The organism is Fusicatenibacter saccharivorans (assembly GCF_027667425.1).
In the GTDB taxonomy this organism is placed as follows: domain Bacteria; phylum Bacillota; class Clostridia; order Lachnospirales; family Lachnospiraceae; genus Fusicatenibacter; species Fusicatenibacter saccharivorans.
This window is the reverse complement of the sequence record NZ_JAQEGR010000011.1, coordinates 42,700-67,093: the sequence shown is the minus strand read 5'-3', so window position 1 is coordinate 67,093 and position 24,394 is coordinate 42,700. Positions and strand designations below refer to the sequence as shown.

Here is a 24,394-nt window from a genome sequence, read left to right as displayed (position 1 = left end):
CAGTGGCGGGCGGAGAGAAATCGGTATCCTCCACAGACATGAGGTAAGTCACAGTCGAACTATTTTCGACATGTCAGACTCCGTGAAAATACCGACTGTGAATTGAAACAAGGGATAAGGTAAAATAGAAAGCGCTTATTTGAGGCGGGAATGAAATCTCAAATAAGCGCTTTTTCTATACGCTGCCGCCAAGTCAGGCTGCGGGCAGTTTATAATATTTCGATGTATGCTGGCGGTAGAGCAGCAGCAATCCGCGGATGCAGAGCTCGATAGCCATGGCGATCCACATGCCGCGCAGGCCGAGCGGGGTGATGAGAAGCACCGCGAGACCGAGGCGGATGACCCAGATGCTGCCAAGGTTCAGAAGGCTTGGCACAAACGTATCGCCTGTTCCGCGGAGGGCTCCGGCGGCAACGATGGAAGCGCCGAAAAACGGCTCGGCGAGCAGTTCGATGCGGAGTACCTCGGCGGCAAACGAGCGCACCTGCGGGTCAGGAGTCAGAATGCTAAAGACGAACGGACAGAAGATCATCATCAGACCTCCAGTGATGGCCATCAGGACTGCGCCCATGGCAATGCAGATATTTCCGTAGCGTTTCGCCAGCTTGTAATTTCCGGCGCCGTAGCTTCTGCCGACGAGCGTTGTCGCGGCGGAACCGATGCCGTAGCCTGGCATGTAGCAGAGGCCTTCGGCGGTGACGGCGAACGAATTGGCCGCAATCGCAATGGAGCCGAGCGGGGCAATCAGCATGGTGGCAGCAACCATGGCGCTGTTCATCGCGATTTCCTGTACGGCAACCGGCACACCGATTTTGAATGCAGTTTTCAGAATTTTCGTATCAAAAACCGTTTTTTCCTTCCGGCGGAGACGCAGCCGCGGATTGCGGACACAACAGAACCAGGCACCCGTGAGGCTGATGACGGCGCAGGCCAGCATCGTTCCCATACCGGCACCCATGACACCGAAAACCGGAATCAAAAGAGCATTGAAAATGATATCGAGCACGCACATGACGGCATTTAAAATACTGGGCGTCACCATATCACCGCTGCACTGCAGGAAGGACGACATCAGCGAGTTGAGCTGGGAAAACGGAAGCATGATGGCAAACATCATAAAATAGAGCGTGGCATTCCGCCGGATCTCCTGCGCACCGCCGAGCCACCCCGGCAGCGGATGACTGATCAGAAGCCCGATCAGGCACAAAACAGCCGACACAACAAGCGCGGACGCGATGCCATGCCGCACAACATCCCTTGCCTTCTTGTCATGATTTCCCCCGATCTGATGCGCTACCTGAACAGAAAAACCGGCTGAAACCGCATAAATCGTACCGCTGAGGAGCCACGTCGTCGACGAAACCAGTCCGATCGCCGCCGAAGCATTCGCCCCAAGCGCGCCGACCATCGCGGAATCAATGTATTGCATCGCAATCGTAGTAATCTGTGTAAGAATCGCAGGCAGACTTAATCGCCCGACCTGCTGAATCTGCGGTTTCAGTTCAGTCCAGTTTATTCTATTCATCATTTTCTCCAGAACATGTATTTTATCGTATGGTTTTTCTTAAGAATGTAAAGATAAATGCGTATTTTACGCTAACATGTTTTGAAGAAAGTGTCAATCAAAAACGAGGTTTAATTTGACTTTTTTCTATGCGTATTAGGCATAGGGGCGGAGAGGATTCGAATTTAATTTTCCGGCGGAAGGTTGTTCTTCACAGCGGGGTTCGCCTGGGTCGTGTTGGTTGCAGTCGGCAGGGAATCTGTCGGGGCGACCGGGCTCATGAGGACGCGGCCGGTTCCGCGGTAGACGTTGACGAGGCCTTCACCGCTGACGGCGGATCCGACGAGGGTTCCGGTGGAGCGCTCTACGGTGAAATCAAGGTTGGAGGACCAGCAGACGGCGAGGTTTCCATCGATTTTCAGTTCGTCGTTTTCGAGTTCGACTTCGATCAGCTCGTCCTCAGGTACGTTGCTTTCGAGGGCAACGGCGCCTCTGCCGACGAGGCTCAGATTGAAGAAGCCTTCGCCGCCGAGGACAGCGGAGGAAATGCTCTTGCGGGCGGTCAGTTTGGTTTTGACTCTGCCGTCGCAGGCGAGGAACATGCCGTCCTCAATCGTCATTCCGGAGGAGCCCCATTTCTCGACATCCACAAGAATGATGTATTTGTAGGTCGGTTCCAGCACGAGATATCCGTCGCCGACGTACTCCGGTTTTACGGCAGATTCCTTTGTCATGGCGCCTTTGATGGCCTTTCCGAACAGGTCGCCGATCCCTTTGATTCCGGCGGTCGCCTGTACATGGCCGCCCATCCACTGCATCGCACCGGACTGGATAATCGCGGAGTGCTCCTTGTCCAGTTCAATGACAACCTGGCGGCGGCGCACATTCATTTTGCTCATGTAATACTCCTCCATGGCAGTCATCGGCGAGACGCTGGAATCCTGGAGATATTCCATGACGTGGAAATTTTCGATGGACTTGGTGAATTTCCGGTTTTCGTTTTCGAGATTTAAAATTTTCATAGGCACGTTCCTTTCTTTCATTAAGAAGAAAAATAGTGATCCGTCTTGTTTCTTTTATTATACAGGAAAGAAAGCAAAGAGCACAGAAAAATTTAGAAAAAAAGGAAATCTGGAAATCATGTTGTCCATTTTTCAGCGGAGTGATAAGATAAAGTTCAGAAAACGCAAGCAGTACGGTCAGAGGAGGAGTTTATTATGAGTACAATTACTGTCAGAGATGCAAAAATAGAGGATGCCGCACGCATTCTGGAGATTTATGCTTACTATGTAGAATACACCGTCATTTCTTTCGAGTGGGACGTGCCGTCTCTGGAAGAATTTGAGAACCGCATGCGTGATATCATGAAAAAATATCCATACCTCGTCATCGAGCAGGATGGAAAAATCGAAGGTTATGCATACGCACATGCCTTTGTCGGCCGCGCCGCATACGACTGGTCGAGCGAGCTGACCATTTATCTCGATCACAATGCAAGAAAAGGAGGCCTTGGCCGGAGACTGTATGAAGAGCTGGCGGACCGCCTGAAAAAAATGGGCATTCTGAACCTCTACGCCTGCATCGGCTATCCGCAGGTCGAGGATGAATATCTGACGAAAAACAGCGCCGAGTTCCATGCGCATCTCGGATTCGAACTCGTGGGAACCTTCCACAACTGCGGCTACAAATTCGACCGCTGGTACGATATGGTCTGGATGGAAAAAATCATCGGCGAGCCGCACGCGGGACAGCCGGCAGTAAAATCATATAGTGAGATAAAAGAATGAGCACAATAACAACGTATACAAGAAAACATTTTGACCCTGTGCATCCCGCTCCGGAACTGCTCTGTGTGGAGGATTTTGCGCATGCGCTGCCGATGATCTGCCGCGGAAACGGCCATGTGACGACGTTCTGGTCAGTGGGAGAGCACTGCATCTGCTGTGCGAAAGAGGCGGCCGCGCGCGGCTATTCCCGGCGGCTGGTGCTGGCGTGCCTTCTGCATGACGCGAGCGAGTGTTACATGTCGGACGTGCCGCGGCCATTAAAACAGGAAATGCCGCGGTACCGCGAGATCGAGGACCATCTGCTTTCGGTGATTTATGAGAAATATCTTGGCAGTGATCTGACGGCGGAGGAGCAGCGGATGATGAAACAGATCGACAATGATCTGCTGTGGTACGATTTGACGAATCTGCTGGAGGAGCCGCAGGAGGGGGATGCACCGAAGCTTCACATCACGCTGGACTACGCGGTGCGGCCGTTTGATGCGGTGGAACAGGAGTATCTGGAATTATTCGAACAGTATCGGGAGACGGGCGATGAGAGAGGATAAAAACGAAAACCGCTGGGACAAGCTGCTTCAGATCCACACAATGGGGCGGGACGACAGCCGGTCGGATCTGTACCGGTATCCGTATGAGCCGACCCCGTACTGCGTGCTGGAGCGGATGGCAAACACGGGGATGATCCGAAAGGGAAATACGCTGCTCGATTACGGATGCGGAAAGGGCCGCGTAGATTTCTTCTTATCGGCGCAGACCCGGTGCCAGTCCATCGGTGTGGAGTATGATGAGCGGATTTATGCGAAGGCAATGGAAAACAAAAAGGCGGCGGCCTCTGGTGCGCGGACGGAGTTTGTGCTGGAGAGCGCCGAAAATTTTCCCGTTCCTGCGGAAGTGGACCGGGTGTATTTTTTTAACCCGTTTTCGCTTGAAATCTTAAGAAAAGCGATGGCAAGACTGCTGGAATCGTACTACGAAAATCCGCGGGAGATCCAGCTGTTTTTCTATTACCCGTCGGATGCTTATATCTCGTATCTGATGACGGTGCCGGAACTGGAATTTCTCGATGAGATCGACTGTATGGATCTGTTTCCGGGCGGGGATAGCCGGGAGCGGGTTGTGATTTTTACGATTCAGGAATAAAAAGTTTTGTAACAGCAAAAACCGTGTGGAATACAAAAAAGCATGAATTATATTTGAAGAAAGGGCGTTTTTATGAAATATCAGGTAATGCGAATTGAGGAAGACCTTGATTTCGGCTGTGAGGAGCGCGGTGCCGACGAGCCTGTCATGGCAGTTGTTGTTTTGAAAGATGAAAACGGAACAGAATCGCGCATCCGCCAGGAGGATCAGATGCTGTATGACTGGAACATCGAGGAGGGCGACACCGTTATTCTGAATGAAAACGGCGAATTGCGAAAAGTACTCTCCGGTGATTGGACGCAGAATTGCAATTCGAAAAATGTAGATACGACAAAATTCGTCAACATGATGCAGGCCGTCAAAGCCGGAAAACAGATTGACTGGATCTGTCCGTTCTGCAGCGGAACAGTAGAACGATTGGAGCAGAAAGGCGGAAAAAACGTAATCGGATGCACATCGTGCGATATGTGGATTCAAATAGAAAATTAAACGATTTTGGCCTTTAAGGCCGAAAGAGAAAGGAAACACAAATGGTAAAACCAATTATGAGAGACGTTCTCTTCCTCGGACAGAAATCCGTCCCGGCGACAGAGGAAGATCTGCAGGTGGGAAGAGATCTGCAGGACACACTGGCAGCAAACCGCGAGGCATGCGTCGGCATGGCGGCAAATATGATCGGCGTGAAAAAACGCATCATCATCGTAAACGCCGGATTCCGCGACATCATCATGTTCAACCCGGTGATCGTCCGCAAAAGCGGCCCCTACGAAACAGAAGAAGGCTGCCTTTCCCTGCCAGGCGTGCGGAAAACAAAGCGGTACCAGAACATCGAAATCGAATACTACGACTGGAACTGGAAAAAACAACGCCAGAAATTCACCGGCTGGCCAGCCCAGATCTGCCAGCATGAGATGGATCATCTGGAAGGGATACTTATTTAGATCCTACAGCAGACAGGAGGACAGTATGACAGACAGAGAATGAATGGTAAAAGGAATCATTTACAACCCGAATGTGGAAGAGCTGGCCAAAGAGCAGTCCGGCTATATGGAGCGTCTGTGGAAGTTCAACCAGCTGAAGCCGTCAGAGGGAGACAAGAAAGTCAAATAAATCAGGACAAATTTCGAAAATATAAAATTTTTGTAAAATAATGTCGAAAAAACGATTGACAAGTAGCGAAAAGAAACATATGATAATACCTGTCAATATACATATTCGGCAATAGAGGCGCGAAGGCTAAGAGTAGCTGTCCTGAGACAACGGGGTCTGGGACGGGCAGGGAAAGGAGCATTCGCCGAAACGGGGCAGTTCCCGAAAAACTGTCTGCGTTGGGGTACAGTCGAACAGGCTGTGCACTCTCACCGTACTGGTGGAGGAGCTATTGCTTCATGAACGTAGATTTAATGGAGCAGTGGTGAAGACCGCTGCTCTTTTTATTGTACTGCAGTTGGAACCGTGACAAAAGGTTCCAGGGGTGGAAATCTGTTTGGTTGGAGAACGAAAGACGAAACGGGTGTTACAGGATACGTCTGAAGAAAACTGTTGCCGGAAAAGAAAAAAGGGAGGATTTTGACATGATAGCATTTCTTAACTGGCTGGACGGTGTCCTTTGGGGCGTGCCGCTGATCGCGCTGATGATTCTGACCGGTCTGTACTTTACCGTTCGTTCTGGATTTTTCCAGTTCCGTCACTTTGGCTGGATTATGAAGAGAACCGGCGGAAAACTGTTCCAGAAAGAAGACAAAGCAAGTGAAGGAAAGGGTATGCTTTCCTCGTTTGAGGCGATTTCGACCGCTATCGGCGGTACCGTAGGATTCGGTAATATCGCCGGTGTTGCAACTGCAGTTGCAGCAGGCGGCCCGGGAGCCATTATGTGGATGTGGCTTTCGTCTCTGCTTGGTATGATATTAAAACAGGTTGAGGTTACCCTCGGCTGCTACTACCGTCACACCAACGAAAAAGGTGAGTACTACGGCGGTCCGACTTACTACATGGAGTGCGGACTTGGCGAGGAGCGCCACTGGGGCAAGCTGTGGCTGATCCCGGCGCTCATCTTCGGCATCGGTATTTTCTCCACCTTCTTCGTAACCTCTTCCAACCTGACCGCATCTCAGGTCGTAGCCGGTGCGTTCGGTATTGAGAATATCAATCTTGGAAGCTTCAAAGTAGAAGGCGTTATCGTGATGGGCGTTCTGCTCTGCATTCTGACCTATGTCGTTACAAGCGGCGGTACGAAGAAAATCGCAAGTCTGTTCAGCAAGCTCGTTCCATTTATGAGCGTTCTTTATATCTTGATGGGAATTGGCATGATCATCATCAACATCAACCGCGTTCCTGGCGTATTTGCAGCCATCGTAACAAACGCATTTACCGGAACAGCAGCGATCGGCGGTTTTGCCGGCTGCGCAGTCAGCGAGATTATCCGTGTGGGTATGGCGCGTTCCGTATACTCCAATGAGGCTGGATGGGGTACTTCTCCAATGATCCATGCTTCCGCAAAAACACCGCATCCGGTAGAGCAGGGTCTGTGGGGATCTTTCGAGGTATTCTTTGATACCATGGTTATCTGTACGATCACCGCACTTTCCGTTATCTTAAGCGGAAACTGGACCGACGGAACGAACGGCGGAACACTTGCTTTAAGTGCATTTGCAAGCGGATTCGGCAAATTTGGAAGCATCCTTCTGGCAGTCATCATGGTCATTTTCACTGTAACGACTTCCGGCGGATGGTTCACCTACTATCTGGCAATTCTGGAGCATCTGTATAAAAAAGAAGGCAAGATGAAAGATATCGTCATGAAAATCTTCTACGCAGTCCGCGCTCTGCCGGGCGTACTGTGGACGATCTATCTGGTAAAGACAAACAACCAGGGCTTTATCTGGACTGTCGTTGATATCACATCTGCGATCCCGACCTTCGTCAACGTAGCAGTGATCCTGATTCTCTCGAACCAGTATTTCAAACTGCTGAAAGACTACAAAGCAAGAAACTTCGGCCAGGGCACGGTAGACAAGAACGCCTGCCTGTTCTACGAAGAGAAAACGAAATAAAAAATATTCAAAAGCGAATCCAGACACGCATGAGAATAGCGTGTCTGAATTTGTATATTGCGCAAATGGGCAGAAAAGAATAGAATCAAATTTAGATGACAGTAGGAGGATAATGATATGAAAACAATTTACAAAAACGGAGCTGTCTACACCGGAAAACTGCCGCTTGTCGAAGCGTTTGCAGTAGAAGACGGCAAATTTGTTTTCGCCGGAAGCAGCGCAGAGGCAGATGCCCTTGCAGCAGCCGGCGACAAAGTTGTAGACCTCGGCGGAAAATTCGTCTGCAGCGGTTTTAACGACAGCCATATGCACCTTTTAAATTACGGAAGCTCCCTGCTGAAAGCGCAGCTTGCCGCACATACCGAAAGCCTGGAAGATATGCTCGCCTGCCTCGACACCTTCCAGAAAGAGCATCCGCGAAAAGACGGCGCATGGCTGATGGGCCGCGGCTGGAATCAGGATTACTTCACGGACGTGGACCGCATGCCGAACCGCTACGATCTTGACCGCGTATCAACTGAAGTTCCGATCTGCGCGACGAGAGCGTGCGGCCACTGCCTCGTAGTCAACAGCAAAGCGCTGGAACTCCTCGGCGTCACCGCAGATACCCCGCAGCCGGAGGGCGGAGAGATCGGTATGGAAAACGGTGAGCCGGACGGAAGATTCTTCGACAATGCAATGGAACCGGTTTACGACAGCATTCCGGTGCCGAGCAAAGAGGAAATCAAAGATATGATCCGCAGCGCCTGCAAAGCCCTGAACAGCTACGGCGTCACCAGCAGCCAGAGTGATGATTACTGCGTTTACCGCGCCGTTCCGTGGCAGACCGTCAACGAAGCATACAAAGAACTCGAGGATTCCGGCGAGCTGACCGTCCGCGTTTACGAGCAGAGCAACTTTACCGATCTGGAATCCTTAAAAGGTTTCGTTGAGGCTGGAAATGTGACCGGCATCGGCACAGACCGCTTTAAAATCGGCCCGCTGAAAATGCTCGGCGACGGCGCACTCGGTGCGAGAACAGCATTCCTCAGTCGCCCATACGCAGACGACCCGTCCACCTGCGGAATCCCGGTATTCACCCAGGAAACCATGGATGAGATGATCGGCTACGCCAATGCACACGGCATGCAGGCTGCAGTTCACACGATCGGTGATGCGTGCCTCGACCGCGTGTTAAGTGCCTATGAAAAAGCCCTTGCTGAAAACCCGAGAGAAGATCACCGCCACGGCATCGTGCACTGCCAGATCACAAGAGCCGATCAGCTTGAAAAAATCGCGAAAATGCATCTTCACGTTTACGCACAGAGCATCTTCCTCGATTACGATAACCATATCGTAGAGGAGCGCGTCGGCAAAGAGCTTGCGAGCACAAGCTACAGCTGGAAGACGCTGATGAATAACGGCGTCTCCGTCAGCAACGGAACTGACTGCCCGGTAGAGCTGCCGGATGCCCTCGCCTGCATGCAGTGCGCTGTCACAAGAACAACGCTGCGCGACCATGTCGGCCCGTACCTGCCGGATCAGAAATTCACCGTACAGGAAGCACTCGACAGTTACACGATCCGCAGTGCCGAGGCAAGTTTCGAGGAGAACGTGAAAGGCCAGATCGCAGAAGGCATGATGGCAGACTTCGTCGTACTGGGTCAGAATCCGTTTGAGGTGGATGAGAGCACGATCAAAGACATTCCGGTGTGCCGGACGTATCTTGCTGGTGAACTGGTATATGAAGCATAAAGATATAACTCAAATGAGCGATAAATGTCAAATGAAAATTCATACAATGAAGGGAAAAACGTGAAATAAGATAACCTGGAAATAGTATGGAATAAAGGCAGAAACAGAGGAGAACCTCCTGCGGCGATAAACGGTCGCAGGAGGTTCTTTTTTGATCCTGATAGGACCATACGGTCGTAAAAGAATCGAACAAATGGTTGCATAAAAGGGCGGGAATGTGCTATGATAAAGGAAATTTTACGAAAGGAAAAAACAGACAAATGCTTGGAAGAACACATTTTTTTATTGGAACAGCAGCGGCACTTGCTGTTTTACAGCCGCAGACGGTTCCCGCGCTTGTGGCCGGTGCCGGGGCTGCCGCGATCGGCGGTTTGATCAGTGACATTGATGTCGGCACTTCACAGGCGCACCGCGATGCCGATAAGATTATTACGGCAACAGTTGCAGTTGCGGTGCTCACAATTCTTGCGGAGTATAAACTGAATCTTGGAATTTACCGCCGCCTCACAAGCGACAGCAGCGTGCTGCGTCTCCTCACCGGAACGGCAGCATTTTTGCTGATCTGCGCCTATGGGAAACAGCAGCCGCACCGCTCCTTCATGCATTCATTTGCGGCGCTGGCATTGCTGACGGCGTGCGTGGACATCATCTACCCGGATGCGTCCGCTTATTTTACCGTGGGCTTTCTGTCCCATCTGGTGCTCGATTTTTTCAACCGGAAACCGGAAAAGCTGTTCTGGCCCTGGAAGAAGGGATTCTGCCTCGGATTCTGCTCAGCACGGGGACTTGTGAACCGCGCACTGCTCGGGTGCGGCATGGTATCTCTTGCTGTAGTACTGGTGCTCTCGGCGCCTGCAGGGCGGCTGATGGCTAAAATCATGCGGGCAATTTACGGATGAGATGGGATTGACAAAAAGATAACAAGACAAAAGAAGAAAAAGCAGGAATTTTTCGGTGTTAAAGTTAATATTTTATACATTTTATAGTAGGATTTTTGATTAAAATGATGTAAAATAGAAAACAGAAATCCGGCGTCCGTAATTGTTTTTGAAATGAACGAACAGGGAACCGCCGGCCCGTTACCGCAGCCGATTGCGGAGCGCAGCGCAACCGACCACAGAGATTAGAGCACAACAGGCAATACAGGAGTTAGTATGAACGAAGAAATGAAAAACCAAACAGAACAGTTACCGCTTTTAAAAGTACACATGATGGGAAGTTTTTTCCTGGAGTACGGCGACCAGCCGATTTCCTTCCGGAAAACAATGGCAACAAAATCGATGAGACTTCTGCAGATTTTCCTCTATAACAAGGACAATGGAATTTCCAGAGGAAGACTGTTGGAGAGCACATACGGAAGAGAAGATGTGGCGGACGCGGCAAACAGCCTGCGTGTCGGCGTACATCGCCTGAAAAGAAGCCTTGTCGAGGCAGGACTTCCGCAGTTTGAGTACATTTATACACAGAAAGGCGTTTACCACTGGACCAGCCCGATGCCGGTCGAGGTAGATGCGATTGATATCAAAAATAAGATCCTGGAAGCAGGAAAAGAGACGGACGAGAAAGCGCGCATGGATCAGATGATCGAAGCACTGGAGCTGTACACCGGAGAGTTCCTTGCAGATTTCGGCGAGGAAGAGTGGGTACAGGCGGAGCGCGCGCAGCTGAAAAAAGTATATTCCGATGCACTGAAAGAAGTAAGTGAGTATCTTCTGAAAAACGAGGAGTTCGATGAGCTGCAGAAACTGACTTCTGTTGCTTCCGAACTGTATCCGTTCGACGAGTGGCAGGCAGTCCAGATGCAGGCGCTGATCGGCCTGGAGAGATACAAAGAGGCCATGAAACTGTACGAGCAGACCTCGAAACATTACTTTGAAGAGCTTGGCGTTACACCGAGCGAGAAACTGGTGGAGCAGTACCGCTATCTGGGAAGCCGCATGGGCAGCAGACACCGCGTGATCGAAGAGGTACAGGCAGATCTTCAGGAGAGCCCGGGAGAAAAGGGCGGAGCATTCTTCTGTTCCCTCGCCGGATTCCGTGACTGCTACCGACTTGTTTACCGTATGTCCGAGCTGAACGGACAGATGCCGTGGCTGATGCTGTGCACCATTACAGACGGAAAAGGTTACCCGGCAAAAGGCGGTCCGCGCCTTGACCGTATGTCCGAAAAGCTGCTTGAGGTAATGAAACGCAGCCTGCGTCATTCCGATTTTTTTGCAAAATACAGCCCGTCCCAGTATGTGATTCTGCTGCAGGGCGGCAGCCAGAGAGGATGCGAACTCGTCTACAAGAGAATCAGCGAGCGCTTCTCCGAGGAGAAAAAAGGCTGGGCAAAGAATCTGAAATACAGTGCACTGCCGGCAATTCAGATCGAAAAAGAGCTTGAGTTCTTAGAAGGAGACGATGTTTTATGATTCGCGTACAGCTGCTTGGAAGATTCCGCATGTACGATGAAACACGCTGCCTCAACGAGGAAGCGATTCATTCCCCGATGATCACAAAGCTGCTGGTTTATATGATCTGCAACAAAAACCACATCGTAACACTGGAACAGTTAACCGAAGCACTCTGGACGGATGAGGAGAGTGAAAATCCGTACGGAGCACTGAAAAATATGATGTACCGTCTGCGCGGAACGCTGCGGAAGGTATGGCCGGTTAAGAGAGGATCATGCCTGCTATATGAAGGCTGTCATGGAACTGACGAAAAGCCTGGAGCACCGCAGACCGCAAAGGAAAAGTACAGGTTCTCAGTGATCTAAAAGAGCTTTATCAGGAACCAAGAGAATTAGAAAAAATAAATTAATTTTTAAGTTGACAGCAGACTAAACAAATGGTAACTTTAAGCTGTGATGAAACGAGCTTAAATCCAGAAAAAGTCTGCTGTCTTAAGTTAAATAAAGTACAACAGACAGGGAGGATAACAAACATGAGTTACAGAGAAGTATATGAAAAATGGTGCAATGATCCATATTTTGATGAGGCATCCAGAGAAGAGCTGAAAGCACTCGAAGGAAATGAGGCAGAAATCGAAGACCGTTTCTACCGTCAGCTTGAGTTCGGTACCGGCGGACTCCGCGGTGTCATCGGAGCGGGTACCAACCGCATGAACATCTACACCGTACGCCAGGCAACCCAGGGCCTTGCCAACTACATCATTTCCCAGAACGGACAGGAAAAAGGCGTAGCCATCGCACACGATTCCAGAAGAATGTCTCCGGAATTCGCACGCGAAGCAGCACTCTGCCTGAATGCAAACGGAATCAAAACGTATCTGTTCGAGTCCCTGCGCCCGACACCGGAGCTTTCTTTTGCTGTCCGTGAATTCGGCTGCATTTCCGGTATCGTCATTACCGCAAGCCACAACCCGAGAGAGTACAACGGATACAAAGTATACTGGGAGGACGGCGCACAGATTACACCGCCGCACGACAAAAACATTCTCGCAGAGGTAGCAAAAGTAACCGAGTTTTCTGCCGTTAAAACGATGGAAGAAGATGATGCAAGAGCAGAAGGCCTGTTCCAGGTCATCGGAACCGATTTTGATGACCGTTACGTTGCAAAATTAAAAGAGCAGAGCATTCATCCGGAAATCATCAAAGATGCGGCAAAAGATATGAAGATCGTCTACACACCGCTTCACGGAACCGGAAATGTGCCGGTACGCCGCGTTCTGCGCGAGCTTGGCTTTAATCAGGTTTACGTTGTAAAAGAGCAGAAAGTGCCGGACGGAAACTTCCCGACGGTGGCTTACCCGAACCCGGAAGACGAGAAAGCATGGACACTGGCGCTGAAACTGGCAAAAGAAGTAGACGCTGACATCATCCTTGCAACCGACCCTGATGCAGATCGTCTCGGCGTTTATGCAAAAGACAGCAAGACCGGCGAGTACGTAAGCTTCACCGGAAACATGTCCGGTATGCTGATCGCAGAGTATATTCTGCGTGAGCGCACCAAGAACGGAACCATGCCGGAGAACCCGGCACTCGTTGAGACGATTGTTACGACCGATATGGCAAAAGCAATCGCAAAAGCTTATAACGTGGCACTGATCGAGGTTCTGACCGGATTCAAATACATCGGCGAGCAGATCAAATTTTTTGAGCAGAGCGGTGCACACAATTATGTATTTGGTCTGGAAGAGAGCTATGGCTGCCTGGCCGGAACATATGCAAGAGATAAAGATGCCTGCGTGGCAGTTATGATGCTCTGCGAGGTTGCTGCATACTACAAACAGCAGGGCAAAACACTGTGGGATGCCATGGTGGATATGTACGAGGAGTACGGCTACTACAAAGAGGGTCTTGCAACGATGACCTTAAAAGGTATCGACGGTGCAAAAGAGATCCAGACCATGATGACCAACTTCCGTGAGAACCCGCCAAAAGAGCTGGGCGGTTTCCAGGTTCTTGCCGTACGCGATTACAAAGCAGATGTACGCCAGGATCTCGTAAGCGGAGAGAAGAGCGCGACCGGACTTCCGTCCTCCAACGTTCTTTACTATGAGCTGGAAAACAACGCATGGTGCTGTGTGCGCCCATCCGGTACTGAGCCGAAGATCAAATTCTATTTCGGCGTAAAAGGCACATCCCTTGAAGATGCAGCCGAGAAACTGGAAAAATTAAAAAATGCAATGGTAACTGCTTAAACGCTGTGTGATATAGAAACAAAAAAAGGCCTCAGCCCGGCGGGTGAGGTCTTTTTGTACAAAAATCGGCCCGGCGGATCAAGCTTACCTGAAATAAGGAGAAGAAAATGGCGATTTTATATTATGATGAGAAAAAGCTTTTTCAGTTAAATACAGAGAATACGACGTATGTGATCGGCCTGAGCCCGGAAGGCTACGTCGGACATGTTTACTACGGACCCCTTCTGCACGGAGAGCCGGATCTGTATCCGCTCCGCATGGATGAGCCGCCGTTCACCCCGTCCGTCAATAAGAGAGAGAAATCTTCGTTCCTCGACCGTTTTCCAATGGAATACCCGACCGGAGGAGTCGGCGATTACCGTGAGAGCTGTCTGAATATAAGAAATGCACAGGGCCGTATGGGATGTGAGATTTTCTTTGATTCCTATGAAATTTTCAAAGGAAAACGCCCGCTGACCGGTCTTCCGGCTTCTTTTGGAACCGAGGACGAAGTAGAAACTCTGGAAATCACCTGCAAAGATCCTGTTCTTGATCTTGTTGTTATCCTTTCCTACTCTGTTTTTACAAAAGAAAACGTTATCACCCGAAGTGTCCGCGTGAAAAATGAAGGCAGTGAAGCGCTGAAGGTAGAGAAAATCTACAGTGCCTGCCTCGATATGGACAACGAAGACTTTGAGATGCTTTCTCTTCATGGATCCTGGGGAAGAGAACGCCACATCCAGCAGGGTGCGCTCCGTTACGGAAAACAGCTCGTTTCCTCCGGAAGAGGCGAGTCCAGCCATCAGGAGCATCCGTTCGTGGCAATGGTAACACCGGGAACGGATCAGGAGCGCGGCGAGGTTTACGCAATGCATTTCGTATATTCCGGAAACTTCATCGGTCAGGTGGAACGATGCCAGTTCGACACCGTGCGTATGGTGATGGGTATCAACCAGGAGGAGTTCTGCTGGAATTTAAAAGCCGGCGATGAATTCCAGGCGCCGGAGGTTGTTATGGTCTACTCTGCCGAGGGACTTGGCAAAATGACGCGTTCCTACCATGCATTTTATCGCAGACATATGATCCGCAGCCCGTACAACCACAAAAAACGCCCGATTCTGATTAACAACTGGGAAGCAACTTACTTTGATTTTGATACCGATAAACTCCTCGATATCGCAAGAGAGGCAAAAAAAGACGGCATCGAGATGCTTGTTATGGATGACGGCTGGTTCGGAAAACGAAATAAAGACGATTCTTCCCTCGGTGACTGGGTTGTCAACGAAGAGAAGATCAAAGGCGGCCTGAAAAATCTGGTTGACAAAGTGAATGAAATCGGTCTTGAATTCGGTATCTGGTTCGAGCCGGAGATGATCTCCCCGGACTCTGATCTCTACAGAGAGCACCCGGAATGGGCGATTCAGATTCCGGGAAGAGAAGCGACTGAGATCCGCTGCCAGTACGTGCTGGATCTCTCCCGCCCGGAAGTGCAGGATTATGCGTATGAATGTGTGGCAAAAATCCTGCGCAGTGCAAACATCAAATACGTGAAATGGGATATGAACCGTCAGTTAAGCGACCTGGGAAGCACCTACCTGGACAAAGATTCCCAGCAGGAGCTGTTCCACCGCTACGTGCTCGGTATGTATGCGATGCAGGAGCGTCTGGTACAGGAGTTCCCGGATCTGCTTCTGGAGAACTGCTCCGGCGGCGGTGCACGTTTCGATCCTGGAATGCTTTACTACAGCCCGCAGATCTGGTGCTCCGACGACACCGATGCGATTGAGCGTCTGGAAATCCAGGAGGGAACAGCCCTCATTTACCCGCTCTGCTCAATGGGTGCACACGTCAGCGTATGCCCGAACCACACGGTTGGCCGTGTAACTCCGTTTACAACGAGAGGCCATGTGGCACTGGCCGGAACGTTCGGCTATGAGCTTGATATCACAAAACTGCCGGAAGAAGAGAGAAAGCTGATTCCGGAGCAGACCGCAATGTATCACAAATATCATGAACTGATCCGCGAGGGAGAGTATTACCGTATTCTTTCCAGCCGTGAAAACCACAGATCCGACTGCTGGGCAGTAGCATCGGAGGATAAAAGCGAAGTGCTTGTGACCTACGTACAGGTGCTGGCACAGGCAAATATGCCGTCCCGCAAGGTTCGCCTGCGCGGCTTTGATCCGGCGAAAAAATATCGTCTGGAGGGAACCGATGAGGTTTACAGCGGCGAGATGCTGATGAATGCCGGTTTCCGGATGAAAGATTTCTGGGGTGATTTCGTCAGCAGACTGTATCACTTTGTTGCAGTAGACTAAGGAGCAACGGATATGGCAAAAGTAAGATTGGCAGATATTGCAAAGGTGGCGGGCGTCAGCGCCGTCACCGTGCATAACGCGATTACAGGACAGAAAGGGGTCAGCGATGAGATGCGCGCCCGGATTCTGGAAATTGCAAAGGAAATGGGGTACCGCCAGCCGGGAAGCGGAGCGAGAAATACACAGGGAAAAAGCCTGCGCTGCATCGGAGTGGTGATTCCGGAACGGTATCTGGCAGAGTATACGACATTTTACTGGAAAATGTATCAGGAGATGGCACTGGCGGCGACGGAAAAGAGCTGTATGGTGACCGTGGAGATCCTGAAACAGGAGATGGAAGATGAGATGATCGTGCCGTGCATCGCCAAGGAGCAGACCGTCGATGCACTGATCCTTATGGGAGACACGAGCCGCGATTACATCCACTATCTGAAGAAAAACGTGGATCTTCCGATCGTATTTCTGGATTTCTACGACAATGAGCTGGCAAAAGATGCCGTGATCGCAGATAACTTTCACGGAATGTATCTGATGACGGAATACCTGTATGAGCATGGCCTTACCAAGCTGGCTTTTGTCGGTTCGATTCATTTTTCCAGCAGTATCATGGATCGGTACTGCGGTTTTTCTAAGGCTGTTCTGGAACACCGCGATGTGACACCGGCGGAATGGATTCTGGAGGACCGTGATGAGCGGGGCCAGATCGAAATTCATCTCCCGGAACAGATGCCGGAAGCGTTCGTCTGCAACTGCGACCTGACCGCCGGCCTTCTGATGCTCGAGCTGGAAAAACGCGGCATCTCCGTGCCGGAGGACGTTTCCGTTGTCGGCTTCGATAATTACCTGTATCCGGGTTTCCCGGATCTCAAGATCACTTCGTATGAGATCAATACGAAGGCGATGGTAAAAGTAGCGCTCGAAAAAGCGCTGAAGCAGATCCGCGGCGCGGCATCCGGCAAAAATATGGAAATTGTCTCCGGACAGCTGGTGCCGAAAGAGAGCGTAAAGCTTTGATTTTTATAACTGAATTATAAATTAAGAAACGGGGCATTTTGAAATGCCCCGTTTTTGTACATATTACACAACAAAGTCACTTAAAAATTGACAGTATCTAACGGAACTTATTTTTTAAGTAATTTCCAGTTGAAAAATTAATCATCTATGTTAAAATTAAGCTAAAGGACTGGGCGTGAGGGTGATAAAACACGGCGGTTCGGAGAAAAAAGAATTAAAAAACAAGATTCTGTCCACTAACAGAAACTTAAAAAAACAAAGTACAACTCATAAACAAACAATATTTTTCATGGAGGTTTCAAAAAATGAGCGAAGTTAAAATTATTGGAGATGCTGTCAAAAATATGCCATGGCAGGAAGGCCCGGCTGAGTTTTCCGGTGCACCGGTATGGAGATACAGCGAGAATCCGATCATCGGAAGAAATCCGGTGAAGGAAGTAGCAAGAATCTTCAACAGCGCCGTTATGCCGTACGGCGACGAGTTCATCGGAGTATTCCGTGGTGAGCAGACAAACGGAATCCCGTACATCTACCTTGGAAGAAGCAAAGATGCGATCCACTGGAATTTCGATGAGAACAAAATCCAGTTCGTTGACGAAGAAGGCAAACCGTTCATGCCGGTTTACGCATATGACCCGCGTCTTGTAAAAGTAGAAGATACCTACTACATCATCTGGTGCCAGGACTTCTACGGTGCAGCCATCGGAATGGCAAAAACAAAAGATTTTGAAACCTTCGTACGTGTGGAGAATCCATTCCTTCCATTCAACAGAAATGCCGTTCTCTTCCCGAGAAAAATCAACGGCAACTTCGTGATGCTGTCCCGTCCAAGCGACAGCGGCCACACACCGTTCGGTGACATCTTCCTGTCCGAGAGCCCGGATATGCTGTACTGGGGCAAACACCGCCACGTCATGAGCAAGAGCCCGGAGTGGTGGGAGTCCTTAAAGATCGGCGGCGGCGCAGCTCCGATTGAGACCAACGAAGGATGGCTGCTGTTCTACCACGGTGTAAGCGGCACCTGCAATGGCTATGTATACAGCATCGGCGGCGCAATCCTCGACAAAGAGAATCCGTCCATCGTAAAATACCGCTGCCAGAACTTCCTTCTGACACCGGAAGAGTGGTATGAGGAGAGAGGCTTCGTTCCGAACGTAACCTTCCCGTGCGCAACCATTCACGATGCAGAGACCGGAAAGATCGCGATCTACTACGGCGCAGCCGATACGTATGTAGGACTGGCATTCACAACCGTAGATCTGATTGTAGATTATATCAAGAAAAACAGTGTCGTACGCGAGTCTGACACCGAAATTGGAAGAAGATAAGAAAGAAGGAAAGAAAAGATGCAGTCTTTGGCAAAGGAAGTAAAGCAGGAGCTTACTGGACGGATCGTTCCGTTCTGGGAGGGCTTAAGAGATGAGGAATACGGCGGATTTTACGGCTATCAGGACTTTGATCTGAACGTGCAGAAAACGTATGAGAAGGGCTGCATCTTAAACAGCAGAATTCTCTGGTTTTTCTCGAATGCGTACCTGACCTTAAAGGACGAGAAGCTGCGCGCCGATGCGGAGCATGCGTACCGCTTTATGAAACAGGCGTGTGTGGACCGCGAGTACGGTGGCGTGTTCTGGTCTGTCACCTACGACGGAAAACCGCTCGATACGACAAAGCATACGTACAATCAGGCATTTGCAATTTATGCGCTGTCTACGTATTTTGATGCGACGGGCGACACCGAGGCGCTGGAGCTGGCAAAATCGCTGCAGCAGATCATCGAGACACACTGCACCGACGAGTACGGTTATCTCGAGGCATTTACCCGCGATTTCAAGCCGGAGAGCAATGAAAAGCTCTCGGAGAACGGCGTCATGGCAGAGAAGACCATGAATACGCTGCTGCATGTTTTCGAAGCATATACCGAGCTGTACCGCGTGACAAAGGATCCGTTTACCGGTGACCGTCTCCGCTTTATGATGGATCTCTTCGCGGATAAAGTATATAACAAAGAAAAAGGCCGTCAGGAAGTATTCTTCGACCGGACATGGAATACGCTGATTGATCTGTATTCTTATGGCCATGATATCGAGACTTCCTGGCTGATCGACCGGGGTACAGAAGTGCTCGGCGATCCGGCTTACCGGGAAAAACTGCTGCCGATCACCGGAGAGATTGCGGAAAATATCTACAACACGGCATACAAAAATCATTCGCTGATGAATGAGTGCGAGCGCGGTGTGGATGATACCACAAGAGTCTGGTGGGTACAGGCAGAAGCAGTCGTTGGATTTTTAAATGCATGGCAGAAAAAACCGGAGGAAACAAAGTATCTCGATGCGGCAAAAGACATCTGGGGCTACATCAAGGAATATGTGATCGACAAACGAGAGGGGTCTGAGTGGTTCTGGTGCGTGAATGCAGACGGAAGCCCGATTCATGAGCCGATTGTAGAACCGTGGAAATGCCCGTATCACAATGGACGTATGTGTATGGAAGTAATTGGGAGGTTAAAAGATGCTGAATAAACAGTATTATGTGGAAAAAGCCAAGGTAGACCGCCTTGTGGCAAGAAAGAACACAAAAGCAGATTTTTACAACGGTATTTATGACCGCTATGAGTATCCGGTGCTGACAAGAGAGTTCGCTCCGGTTCACTGGAGATATGATCTGGATGAGGAGACGAATCCGTACTTTATGGAGCGTCTCGGCATCAACGCTGTGATGAACTCCGGCGCGATTTATCTGAATGGAAAGTATTATCTCGTTGTCCGCGTGGAGGGCAATGACAGAAAATCTTTCTTTGCTGTTGCAGAGAGTGATACTGGTATCGACGGATTCCATTTCTGGGATTACCCGGTTGTGCTGCCGGATACCTGCGCAGAGGAAACCAACGTTTATGACATGCGTCTGACCCAGCACGAGGACGGCTGGATTTACGGAGTGTTCTGCTCTGAGAGCAAGGACAAAAACGATCCGGATCTGTCCGCGGCTGTTGCTGAGGCTGGTATCGTAAGAACGAAAGACCTGAAGACCTGGGAGCGTCTGGACAACCTGAAAACCTTACGTTCTCCGCAGCAGAGAAACGTTGTTCTGCATCCGGAGTTCGTAGACGGAAAATATGCCTTCTACACCCGTCCGATGGATGGTTTCATTGAGACCGGAAGCGGCGGAGGAATCGGCTTCGGACTCTGCGATGATATCACACACGCTGTCATCGACGAGGAGAAGATCATCAGCAAACGTATTTATCATACCCTGACCGAGTCCAAAAACGGTGCTGGAGCAGTGCCGATCCGAGGTAAGAAATGCTGGATCAACATTGCACACGGTGTAAGAAATACAGCAGCAGGCCTTCGCTACGTTCTGTATGTCTTCGGTACCGATCTGAACGATCCGTCCAAAGTCATTGCAGAGCCGTCCGGTGTATTCCTGGTTCCGCTTGGAAAAGAGAGAGTCGGAGACGTTTCCAACGTTGTATTTACAAACGGCGCGATTGCGCGTGAGAACGGAGAGGTTTACATCTACTATGCATCCTGCGATACAAGAATGCATGTAGCAACTACCACAATCGACAAACTCGAGGACTATCTGTTCAACACACCGCAGGATCCGCACAGATCCCCGGACTGCGTAAAACAGAGATGCGAGCTGATCTCCAAAAACCTGGAGCTGCTGAAAAACGAGAAATAAAAGCGTCCGCTGCGGCGCATGAAAAAAGGAGCTGTTCTCTTTACGGGAACGCTCCTTTTTTCATGCATATTATTTGTTTTTGGGTTTCTGATCGTCGATGGAAGTTAAAATTCCATAGAAGAGGCGCGGTGCATCGGGATCTGTAAAGGTCATGAAAACCTGGAAAGTGTTTCGAGAAGAACCGAAACGTCAACGGGTTTCGCGATATGGGCGTTCATGCCGGATTCCAGTGCTTTTCGGCGGTCCTCTTCAAACGCGTTTGCCGTCATGGCGACAATCGGGATTTCCCCGCGTTTTCCCGGGAGTGCACGGATCGCTTCTGCGGCCTGATAGCCGTTCATGTTCGGCATCTGAATATCCATCAGAATAACATTGTAATAATCTTCTGGTGCGTTCTGGACTGCTTTTAAGCAGAGGGCGCCGTCTTTTACGTGCTCGGCGTGAATGCCGTTTTCTTCCAGAACGGTGAGTACAATTTCTGCATTCAGGTCATTATCCTCGGCAAGCAGCACGCGTTTTTCGGAAAGCGTCTGCAGGGACTGCTCGAGAATCTCGTCTTTATGCTGGTGAGCCGCAAGCTGTTCTTCGGTCGGAAGTTCAAACGTGAGGCAGATCGTAGTTATTGTTCCGGCACCGAGTTCGCTTTCCACATCGATCGTTCCGCCCATCAGATTCACGAGGGATTTTACGATCGGAAGGCCGAGGCCGGTTCCGGTGATGTGGCTTTCGGTGGAGGAATGTTCTCTTGTAAATTCTTCAAAAATATGCGGCAGATACTCTTTGCTCATGCCGATGCCGTTGTCCTTCACGGTGATGCGGTAGGAGGCAAAGCCCTTCCTTGGTGCCGGTGTCTCTTCGATTTTTACGGAAATTTTTCCGCCCTCCGGCGTATACTTGATGGAGTTGCTGATGATATTCAGCAGAATCTCCCGTATTTTTGTCCGGTCGCAGAGGATGGCATCGTGTTCCACCGTGTTGTAACAGAGATAGGAAAGATTTTTGCTTTTTAACGAAGGCTCAAACACTGCATTCAGGGAATTGATCAGCTCGCTGTAGCTGCCGAGCTCGATTTTCAGCGAGGCTTTACCGCTCTCAATGCGCGCCATCTCAAGCACGTAGTTGATCAGGGAGAGCAGAAAACTGCTGGAGGACTTGATTTTTGCAATGTAGTCGACCGCGCGGTCCTTCTCGTCGATGTGCTTTTCCAGCAGATCCGAGAAACCGATGATGGCATTCATCGGGGTTCGGATGTCGTGGCTCATGTTGAACAGAAAACGTGTTTTTGCTTCGTTGGCAGACTGTGCTTCCTGTACGGCTTTTTCCAGTTCTGCTGCGTGAATCTCGTCTTTATAGCGGCGCATCTGGAACTGCAGAAAACCAATAGAGGCAAGCAGGGAAAGGATGAGCCCGAGTGCAAAGAAAACAAAAACCTGCAGCAGACTGAGCCAGCCGTTTTTCGGTACAATTTCAAAATGCCAGGTGTCGTTCGGCACGGTGCAGAGAACTTCCATGGCATCGGAACGCCGGGAATTACCGGAGTGTGCGATGGAAACGTGTTCGCCGGTGGCCGGAGAAATTTTCCAGATTTCGTAGGTATAGCCGGCTTCTTCCAGCGTATTCAGTTCGATTTCATCCAGAAAGGATTCCCAGTCGAGAACGAGAAGCGAAAAGCCCCAGAAGGTCTTGTTTCCACTGTCATCGGTTGTGTAGATCGGGTCAAAAAGCAGTGCGCCGATGCCGCCCTGCTGCAGTTCAAATGGTCCTGCGATGGTGTACTCACCGCTCTCTTTGGCAAGAGTGGCCTCCTGCCGTCTGGCAGGATTTTCGAGCGTATTGAGTCCGAGAGCGGCTTCGTTTCCACGCATCGGATAAATCAGTGTGACAATGCCGTCCTTTGCAAGCTCATGTGCTTTGATGACATTCTGGTCGTCCTGCATCAGCGAGGAGAGGACGGAAAACTCTTCGTCATTGACGGTATAACCGGCTTCAATCATGTGTTTCATCAGATTGGATTCGGCAAGATAATGGTTTAACTGCGATTTCACGCGGCCGATGGTCGTCTGTGCGGTATAGTCAGCTTTCAGCTTTGCTTCCTTTAACTGATTCTGATACAGAAAACCGGCGCAGAGCTCGACAAGAAAAAATGTAATAAAAAACAGCAGAAGCGCCTGAAATCGAATCTGTTTTTGCGTTAATTTTGTTTTCATATCGGATGCTCATCTAAATTCGTAATATTTCCGGCTTTTTCAGGTGATTTTTTTGAGTAAAAACGAAGGCCGGAGTTAAAAATATTATATCGGATTTACCCTGGGATTTCAATAAAAGAAGCGTTAAGTTTGAAAGAGAACAGGATGAAATGAATGGGAAATGTAATGCACAGGAAGAAAATTGCCAGAATGGGCAGAGAATGGAATTGCCAGATAGTTGCTCATTATATCAAAATCATTTATAATAGGGACAGACGACACAGAATGAAGGATTGACAATACAATGGACTATGTGATTTTTGACCTGGAATGGAACCAGTGTCCCTATGGAAAAGGAAAAGAGAACCCGAAGCTGCCATTTGAGATTATTGAGATCGGCGCGGTGAAGATGGATGGTGAGCGGAATGTGCTGGGAACGTTTCACCGGATTGTAAAACCGGTGGTCTACCAGCATCTCCATCACCGGACGCGCGAGGTCGTCGGACTGACAGAAGAGGATCTGCAGAACGGAATCCCATTTGCGCAGGCCGTGCAGGAATTTTTTGCATTCTCCGGCGGTGCGTGCATGTTCGGCACCTGGGGACCGGGAGACCTGACGGAGCTCCAGCGGAACATGAAATTTTATAACCTCCTGTCGCTGATCCGCGGGCCGATTCATTTTTACGATGTACAGAAACTGTTCGCGATCCAGTACGAAACGATGAAGAGCCGCCGGGCGCTCGAGTACGCCGCCGACTTCCTCCATCTCCCGAAGGACGAGCATTTTCATCAGGCGCTTTCGGATGCAAAATATACGGCCGACATTTTTGCGCGCATCGATATGGATGTTGTGCTGGCGTACGACTCGATCGACGTATATCAGAACCCGAAATCGAAAAAAGAGGAGATCCACGCCGTCTATAATGGCTACACGAAATTCATCTCCCGCGAATTCGACACAAAAGAAGAAGCCATGCACGACCGCGAGGTCTGCAGCACGCACTGCTGCATCTGCGGGAAAACGGCAAGAAAACGCTTACGCTGGTTTTCGGCCGGCGGGAAAAACTACTACTGCGTAGCCTGGTGCCCGGAGCACGGATATTTGAAAGGCAAAGCCCGCATGAAACATTCGGATGAAGGAAAACTCTTCGTCGTGAAAACCATCCGCATCAGCAGCGAACAGGAGGCGGGGGAAATCCGGCAGAAGAAAGAGAACCTGCGGAAGAAGAGGAATCAGAAGAGGAAAGAAATGTAAGAAAGGCAGAGGAAATGGAAACGGGATAAAAGGTTTCATTTCTTCTGCCTTTTTAATTGGAAAACAGAGCGGGATCGGTTATAATAA

Annotated in this window: 21 protein-coding genes and 1 riboswitch; of the genes, 18 read left to right on the top strand and 3 right to left on the bottom strand. The window is 50.0% G+C overall.

Going from position 1 to position 24,394, the window contains the following annotated elements:
* Positions 1–193: 193 nt before the first annotated feature.
* Positions 194–1,525 (bottom strand): MATE family efflux transporter, encoded by a 1,332-nt coding sequence (locus tag PGS38_RS11435; RefSeq protein WP_242991195.1) that lies wholly within the window; start codon positions 1,523–1,525, stop codon positions 194–196.
* A 164-nt stretch (positions 1,526–1,689) separates the two neighbouring features.
* The gene (locus PGS38_RS11430) at positions 1,690–2,526 is read right to left on the bottom strand and encodes an AIM24 family protein (RefSeq protein ID WP_117805128.1); all 837 of its coding nucleotides are present in this window, start codon (positions 2,524–2,526) and stop codon (positions 1,690–1,692) included.
* A gap of 195 nt (positions 2,527–2,721) precedes the next feature.
* Here PGS38_RS11430 and PGS38_RS11425 point away from each other — a divergent pair, with 195 nt between their 5' ends.
* The 17 genes from PGS38_RS11425 (at position 2,722) to PGS38_RS11345 (ending at position 20,866) form a co-directional block, all read left to right on the top strand.
* The gene (locus tag PGS38_RS11425) at positions 2,722–3,291 is read left to right on the top strand and encodes a GNAT family N-acetyltransferase (protein WP_117510517.1); all 570 of its coding nucleotides are present in this window, start codon (positions 2,722–2,724) and stop codon (positions 3,289–3,291) included.
* A complete protein-coding gene (locus tag PGS38_RS11420; protein WP_117805127.1) occupies positions 3,288–3,839 on the top strand; it encodes a hypothetical protein in 552 nt (183 codons plus the stop codon). Before PGS38_RS11425 ends, PGS38_RS11420 begins: the two co-directional genes overlap by 4 nt.
* Entirely contained in the window at positions 3,826–4,431 is a 606-nt protein-coding gene (locus PGS38_RS11415) for a class I SAM-dependent methyltransferase (RefSeq protein ID WP_117805126.1), read from the top strand. The genes PGS38_RS11420 and PGS38_RS11415 overlap by 14 nt, the downstream gene beginning before the upstream one ends.
* A 72-nt stretch (positions 4,432–4,503) precedes the next feature.
* Positions 4,504–4,920 (top strand): hypothetical protein, encoded by a 417-nt coding sequence (locus PGS38_RS11410; RefSeq protein WP_173827430.1) that lies wholly within the window; start codon positions 4,504–4,506, stop codon positions 4,918–4,920.
* 41 nt (positions 4,921–4,961) lie between these two features.
* On the top strand, positions 4,962–5,372 hold the full coding sequence (locus PGS38_RS11405) for a peptide deformylase (protein ID WP_117805125.1): 411 nt from the start codon (positions 4,962–4,964) through the stop codon (positions 5,370–5,372).
* A 43-nt stretch (positions 5,373–5,415) separates the two neighbouring features.
* Complete coding sequence (locus tag PGS38_RS11400) at positions 5,416–5,541, top strand: maltose acetyltransferase domain-containing protein (RefSeq protein WP_117510523.1); 126 nt, start codon at positions 5,416–5,418, stop codon at positions 5,539–5,541.
* A gap of 104 nt (positions 5,542–5,645) precedes the next feature.
* A riboswitch (Lysine riboswitch) is annotated at positions 5,646–5,820 on the top strand.
* A gap of 185 nt (positions 5,821–6,005) precedes the next feature.
* Positions 6,006–7,484: an alanine/glycine:cation symporter family protein gene (locus PGS38_RS11395; protein WP_117510525.1), complete on the top strand. Its 1,479-nt coding sequence runs from the start codon at positions 6,006–6,008 to the stop codon at positions 7,482–7,484.
* A 117-nt stretch (positions 7,485–7,601) separates the two neighbouring features.
* Complete coding sequence (locus PGS38_RS11390; protein ID WP_117805124.1) at positions 7,602–9,218, top strand: amidohydrolase; 1,617 nt, start codon at positions 7,602–7,604, stop codon at positions 9,216–9,218.
* A 260-nt stretch (positions 9,219–9,478) separates the two neighbouring features.
* Positions 9,479–10,117, top strand: a complete 639-nt coding sequence (locus PGS38_RS11385; protein WP_158565921.1) for a metal-dependent hydrolase — start codon at positions 9,479–9,481, stop codon at positions 10,115–10,117.
* 255 nt (positions 10,118–10,372) lie between these two features.
* Positions 10,373–11,632 (top strand): AfsR/SARP family transcriptional regulator, encoded by a 1,260-nt coding sequence (locus PGS38_RS11380; protein WP_117805122.1) that lies wholly within the window; start codon positions 10,373–10,375, stop codon positions 11,630–11,632.
* Complete coding sequence (locus PGS38_RS11375) at positions 11,629–11,979, top strand: winged helix-turn-helix domain-containing protein (protein WP_117805121.1); 351 nt, start codon at positions 11,629–11,631, stop codon at positions 11,977–11,979. Before PGS38_RS11380 ends, PGS38_RS11375 begins: the two co-directional genes overlap by 4 nt.
* Before the next feature lie 167 nt (positions 11,980–12,146).
* Positions 12,147–13,865, top strand: coding sequence for a phospho-sugar mutase (locus PGS38_RS11370; protein WP_055225852.1), 1,719 nt, complete (start codon positions 12,147–12,149; stop codon positions 13,863–13,865).
* Positions 13,866–13,972: 107 nt separating this feature from the next.
* A complete protein-coding gene (locus PGS38_RS11365) occupies positions 13,973–16,162 on the top strand; it encodes an alpha-galactosidase (protein WP_119188830.1) in 2,190 nt (729 codons plus the stop codon).
* A gap of 12 nt (positions 16,163–16,174) precedes the next feature.
* On the top strand, positions 16,175–17,176 hold the full coding sequence (locus PGS38_RS11360) for a substrate-binding domain-containing protein (RefSeq protein ID WP_055266843.1): 1,002 nt from the start codon (positions 16,175–16,177) through the stop codon (positions 17,174–17,176).
* Positions 17,177–17,481: 305 nt separating this feature from the next.
* Positions 17,482–18,504, top strand: a complete 1,023-nt coding sequence (locus PGS38_RS11355) for a glycoside hydrolase family 130 protein (protein WP_117510535.1) — start codon at positions 17,482–17,484, stop codon at positions 18,502–18,504.
* 18 nt (positions 18,505–18,522) lie between these two features.
* Positions 18,523–19,701, top strand: coding sequence for an AGE family epimerase/isomerase (locus PGS38_RS11350; RefSeq protein WP_055221154.1), 1,179 nt, complete (start codon positions 18,523–18,525; stop codon positions 19,699–19,701).
* Complete coding sequence (locus PGS38_RS11345) at positions 19,691–20,866, top strand: glycoside hydrolase family 130 protein (RefSeq protein WP_022461807.1); 1,176 nt, start codon at positions 19,691–19,693, stop codon at positions 20,864–20,866. The genes PGS38_RS11350 and PGS38_RS11345 overlap by 11 nt, the downstream gene beginning before the upstream one ends.
* Positions 20,867–21,015: 149 nt before the next feature.
* On the opposite strand, the gene PGS38_RS11340 is transcribed toward PGS38_RS11345, so the two are convergent.
* Positions 21,016–23,073 (bottom strand): ATP-binding protein, encoded by a 2,058-nt coding sequence (locus PGS38_RS11340; protein WP_118601459.1) that lies wholly within the window; start codon positions 23,071–23,073, stop codon positions 21,016–21,018.
* A 283-nt stretch (positions 23,074–23,356) separates the two neighbouring features.
* Here PGS38_RS11340 and PGS38_RS11335 point away from each other — a divergent pair, with 283 nt between their 5' ends.
* Positions 23,357–24,307 carry a 3'-5' exonuclease gene (locus tag PGS38_RS11335; protein WP_117761367.1) on the top strand — a complete coding sequence of 317 codons (951 nt, stop codon included), beginning with the start codon at positions 23,357–23,359 and terminating at the stop codon, positions 24,305–24,307.
* The last annotated feature ends 87 nt before the right edge of the window (positions 24,308–24,394 follow it).

Excerpts from the sequence above, each read along its gene's own strand:
- PGS38_RS11435 (WP_242991195.1), bottom strand. The coding sequence starts at position 1,525 with ATGAATAGAATAAACTGGACTGAACTGAAACCGCAGATTCAGCAGGTC.
- PGS38_RS11430 (WP_117805128.1), bottom strand. The coding sequence starts at position 2,526 with ATGAAAATTTTAAATCTCGAAAACGAAAACCGGAAATTCACCAAGTCC.
- PGS38_RS11425 (WP_117510517.1), top strand. The coding sequence starts at position 2,722 with ATGAGTACAATTACTGTCAGAGATGCAAAAATAGAGGATGCCGCACGC.
- PGS38_RS11420 (WP_117805127.1), top strand. The coding sequence starts at position 3,288 with ATGAGCACAATAACAACGTATACAAGAAAACATTTTGACCCTGTGCAT.
- PGS38_RS11415 (WP_117805126.1), top strand. The coding sequence starts at position 3,826 with ATGAGAGAGGATAAAAACGAAAACCGCTGGGACAAGCTGCTTCAGATC.
- PGS38_RS11410 (WP_173827430.1), top strand. The coding sequence starts at position 4,504 with ATGAAATATCAGGTAATGCGAATTGAGGAAGACCTTGATTTCGGCTGT.
- PGS38_RS11405 (WP_117805125.1), top strand. The coding sequence starts at position 4,962 with ATGGTAAAACCAATTATGAGAGACGTTCTCTTCCTCGGACAGAAATCC.
- PGS38_RS11400 (WP_117510523.1), top strand. The coding sequence starts at position 5,416 with ATGGTAAAAGGAATCATTTACAACCCGAATGTGGAAGAGCTGGCCAAA.
- PGS38_RS11395 (WP_117510525.1), top strand. The coding sequence starts at position 6,006 with ATGATAGCATTTCTTAACTGGCTGGACGGTGTCCTTTGGGGCGTGCCG.
- PGS38_RS11390 (WP_117805124.1), top strand. The coding sequence starts at position 7,602 with ATGAAAACAATTTACAAAAACGGAGCTGTCTACACCGGAAAACTGCCG.
- PGS38_RS11385 (WP_158565921.1), top strand. The coding sequence starts at position 9,479 with ATGCTTGGAAGAACACATTTTTTTATTGGAACAGCAGCGGCACTTGCT.
- PGS38_RS11380 (WP_117805122.1), top strand. The coding sequence starts at position 10,373 with ATGAACGAAGAAATGAAAAACCAAACAGAACAGTTACCGCTTTTAAAA.
- PGS38_RS11375 (WP_117805121.1), top strand. The coding sequence starts at position 11,629 with ATGATTCGCGTACAGCTGCTTGGAAGATTCCGCATGTACGATGAAACA.
- PGS38_RS11370 (WP_055225852.1), top strand. The coding sequence starts at position 12,147 with ATGAGTTACAGAGAAGTATATGAAAAATGGTGCAATGATCCATATTTT.
- PGS38_RS11365 (WP_119188830.1), top strand. The coding sequence starts at position 13,973 with ATGGCGATTTTATATTATGATGAGAAAAAGCTTTTTCAGTTAAATACA.
- PGS38_RS11360 (WP_055266843.1), top strand. The coding sequence starts at position 16,175 with ATGGCAAAAGTAAGATTGGCAGATATTGCAAAGGTGGCGGGCGTCAGC.
- PGS38_RS11355 (WP_117510535.1), top strand. The coding sequence starts at position 17,482 with ATGAGCGAAGTTAAAATTATTGGAGATGCTGTCAAAAATATGCCATGG.
- PGS38_RS11350 (WP_055221154.1), top strand. The coding sequence starts at position 18,523 with ATGCAGTCTTTGGCAAAGGAAGTAAAGCAGGAGCTTACTGGACGGATC.
- PGS38_RS11345 (WP_022461807.1), top strand. The coding sequence starts at position 19,691 with ATGCTGAATAAACAGTATTATGTGGAAAAAGCCAAGGTAGACCGCCTT.
- PGS38_RS11340 (WP_118601459.1), bottom strand. The coding sequence starts at position 23,073 with ATGAAAACAAAATTAACGCAAAAACAGATTCGATTTCAGGCGCTTCTG.
- PGS38_RS11335 (WP_117761367.1), top strand. The coding sequence starts at position 23,357 with ATGGACTATGTGATTTTTGACCTGGAATGGAACCAGTGTCCCTATGGA.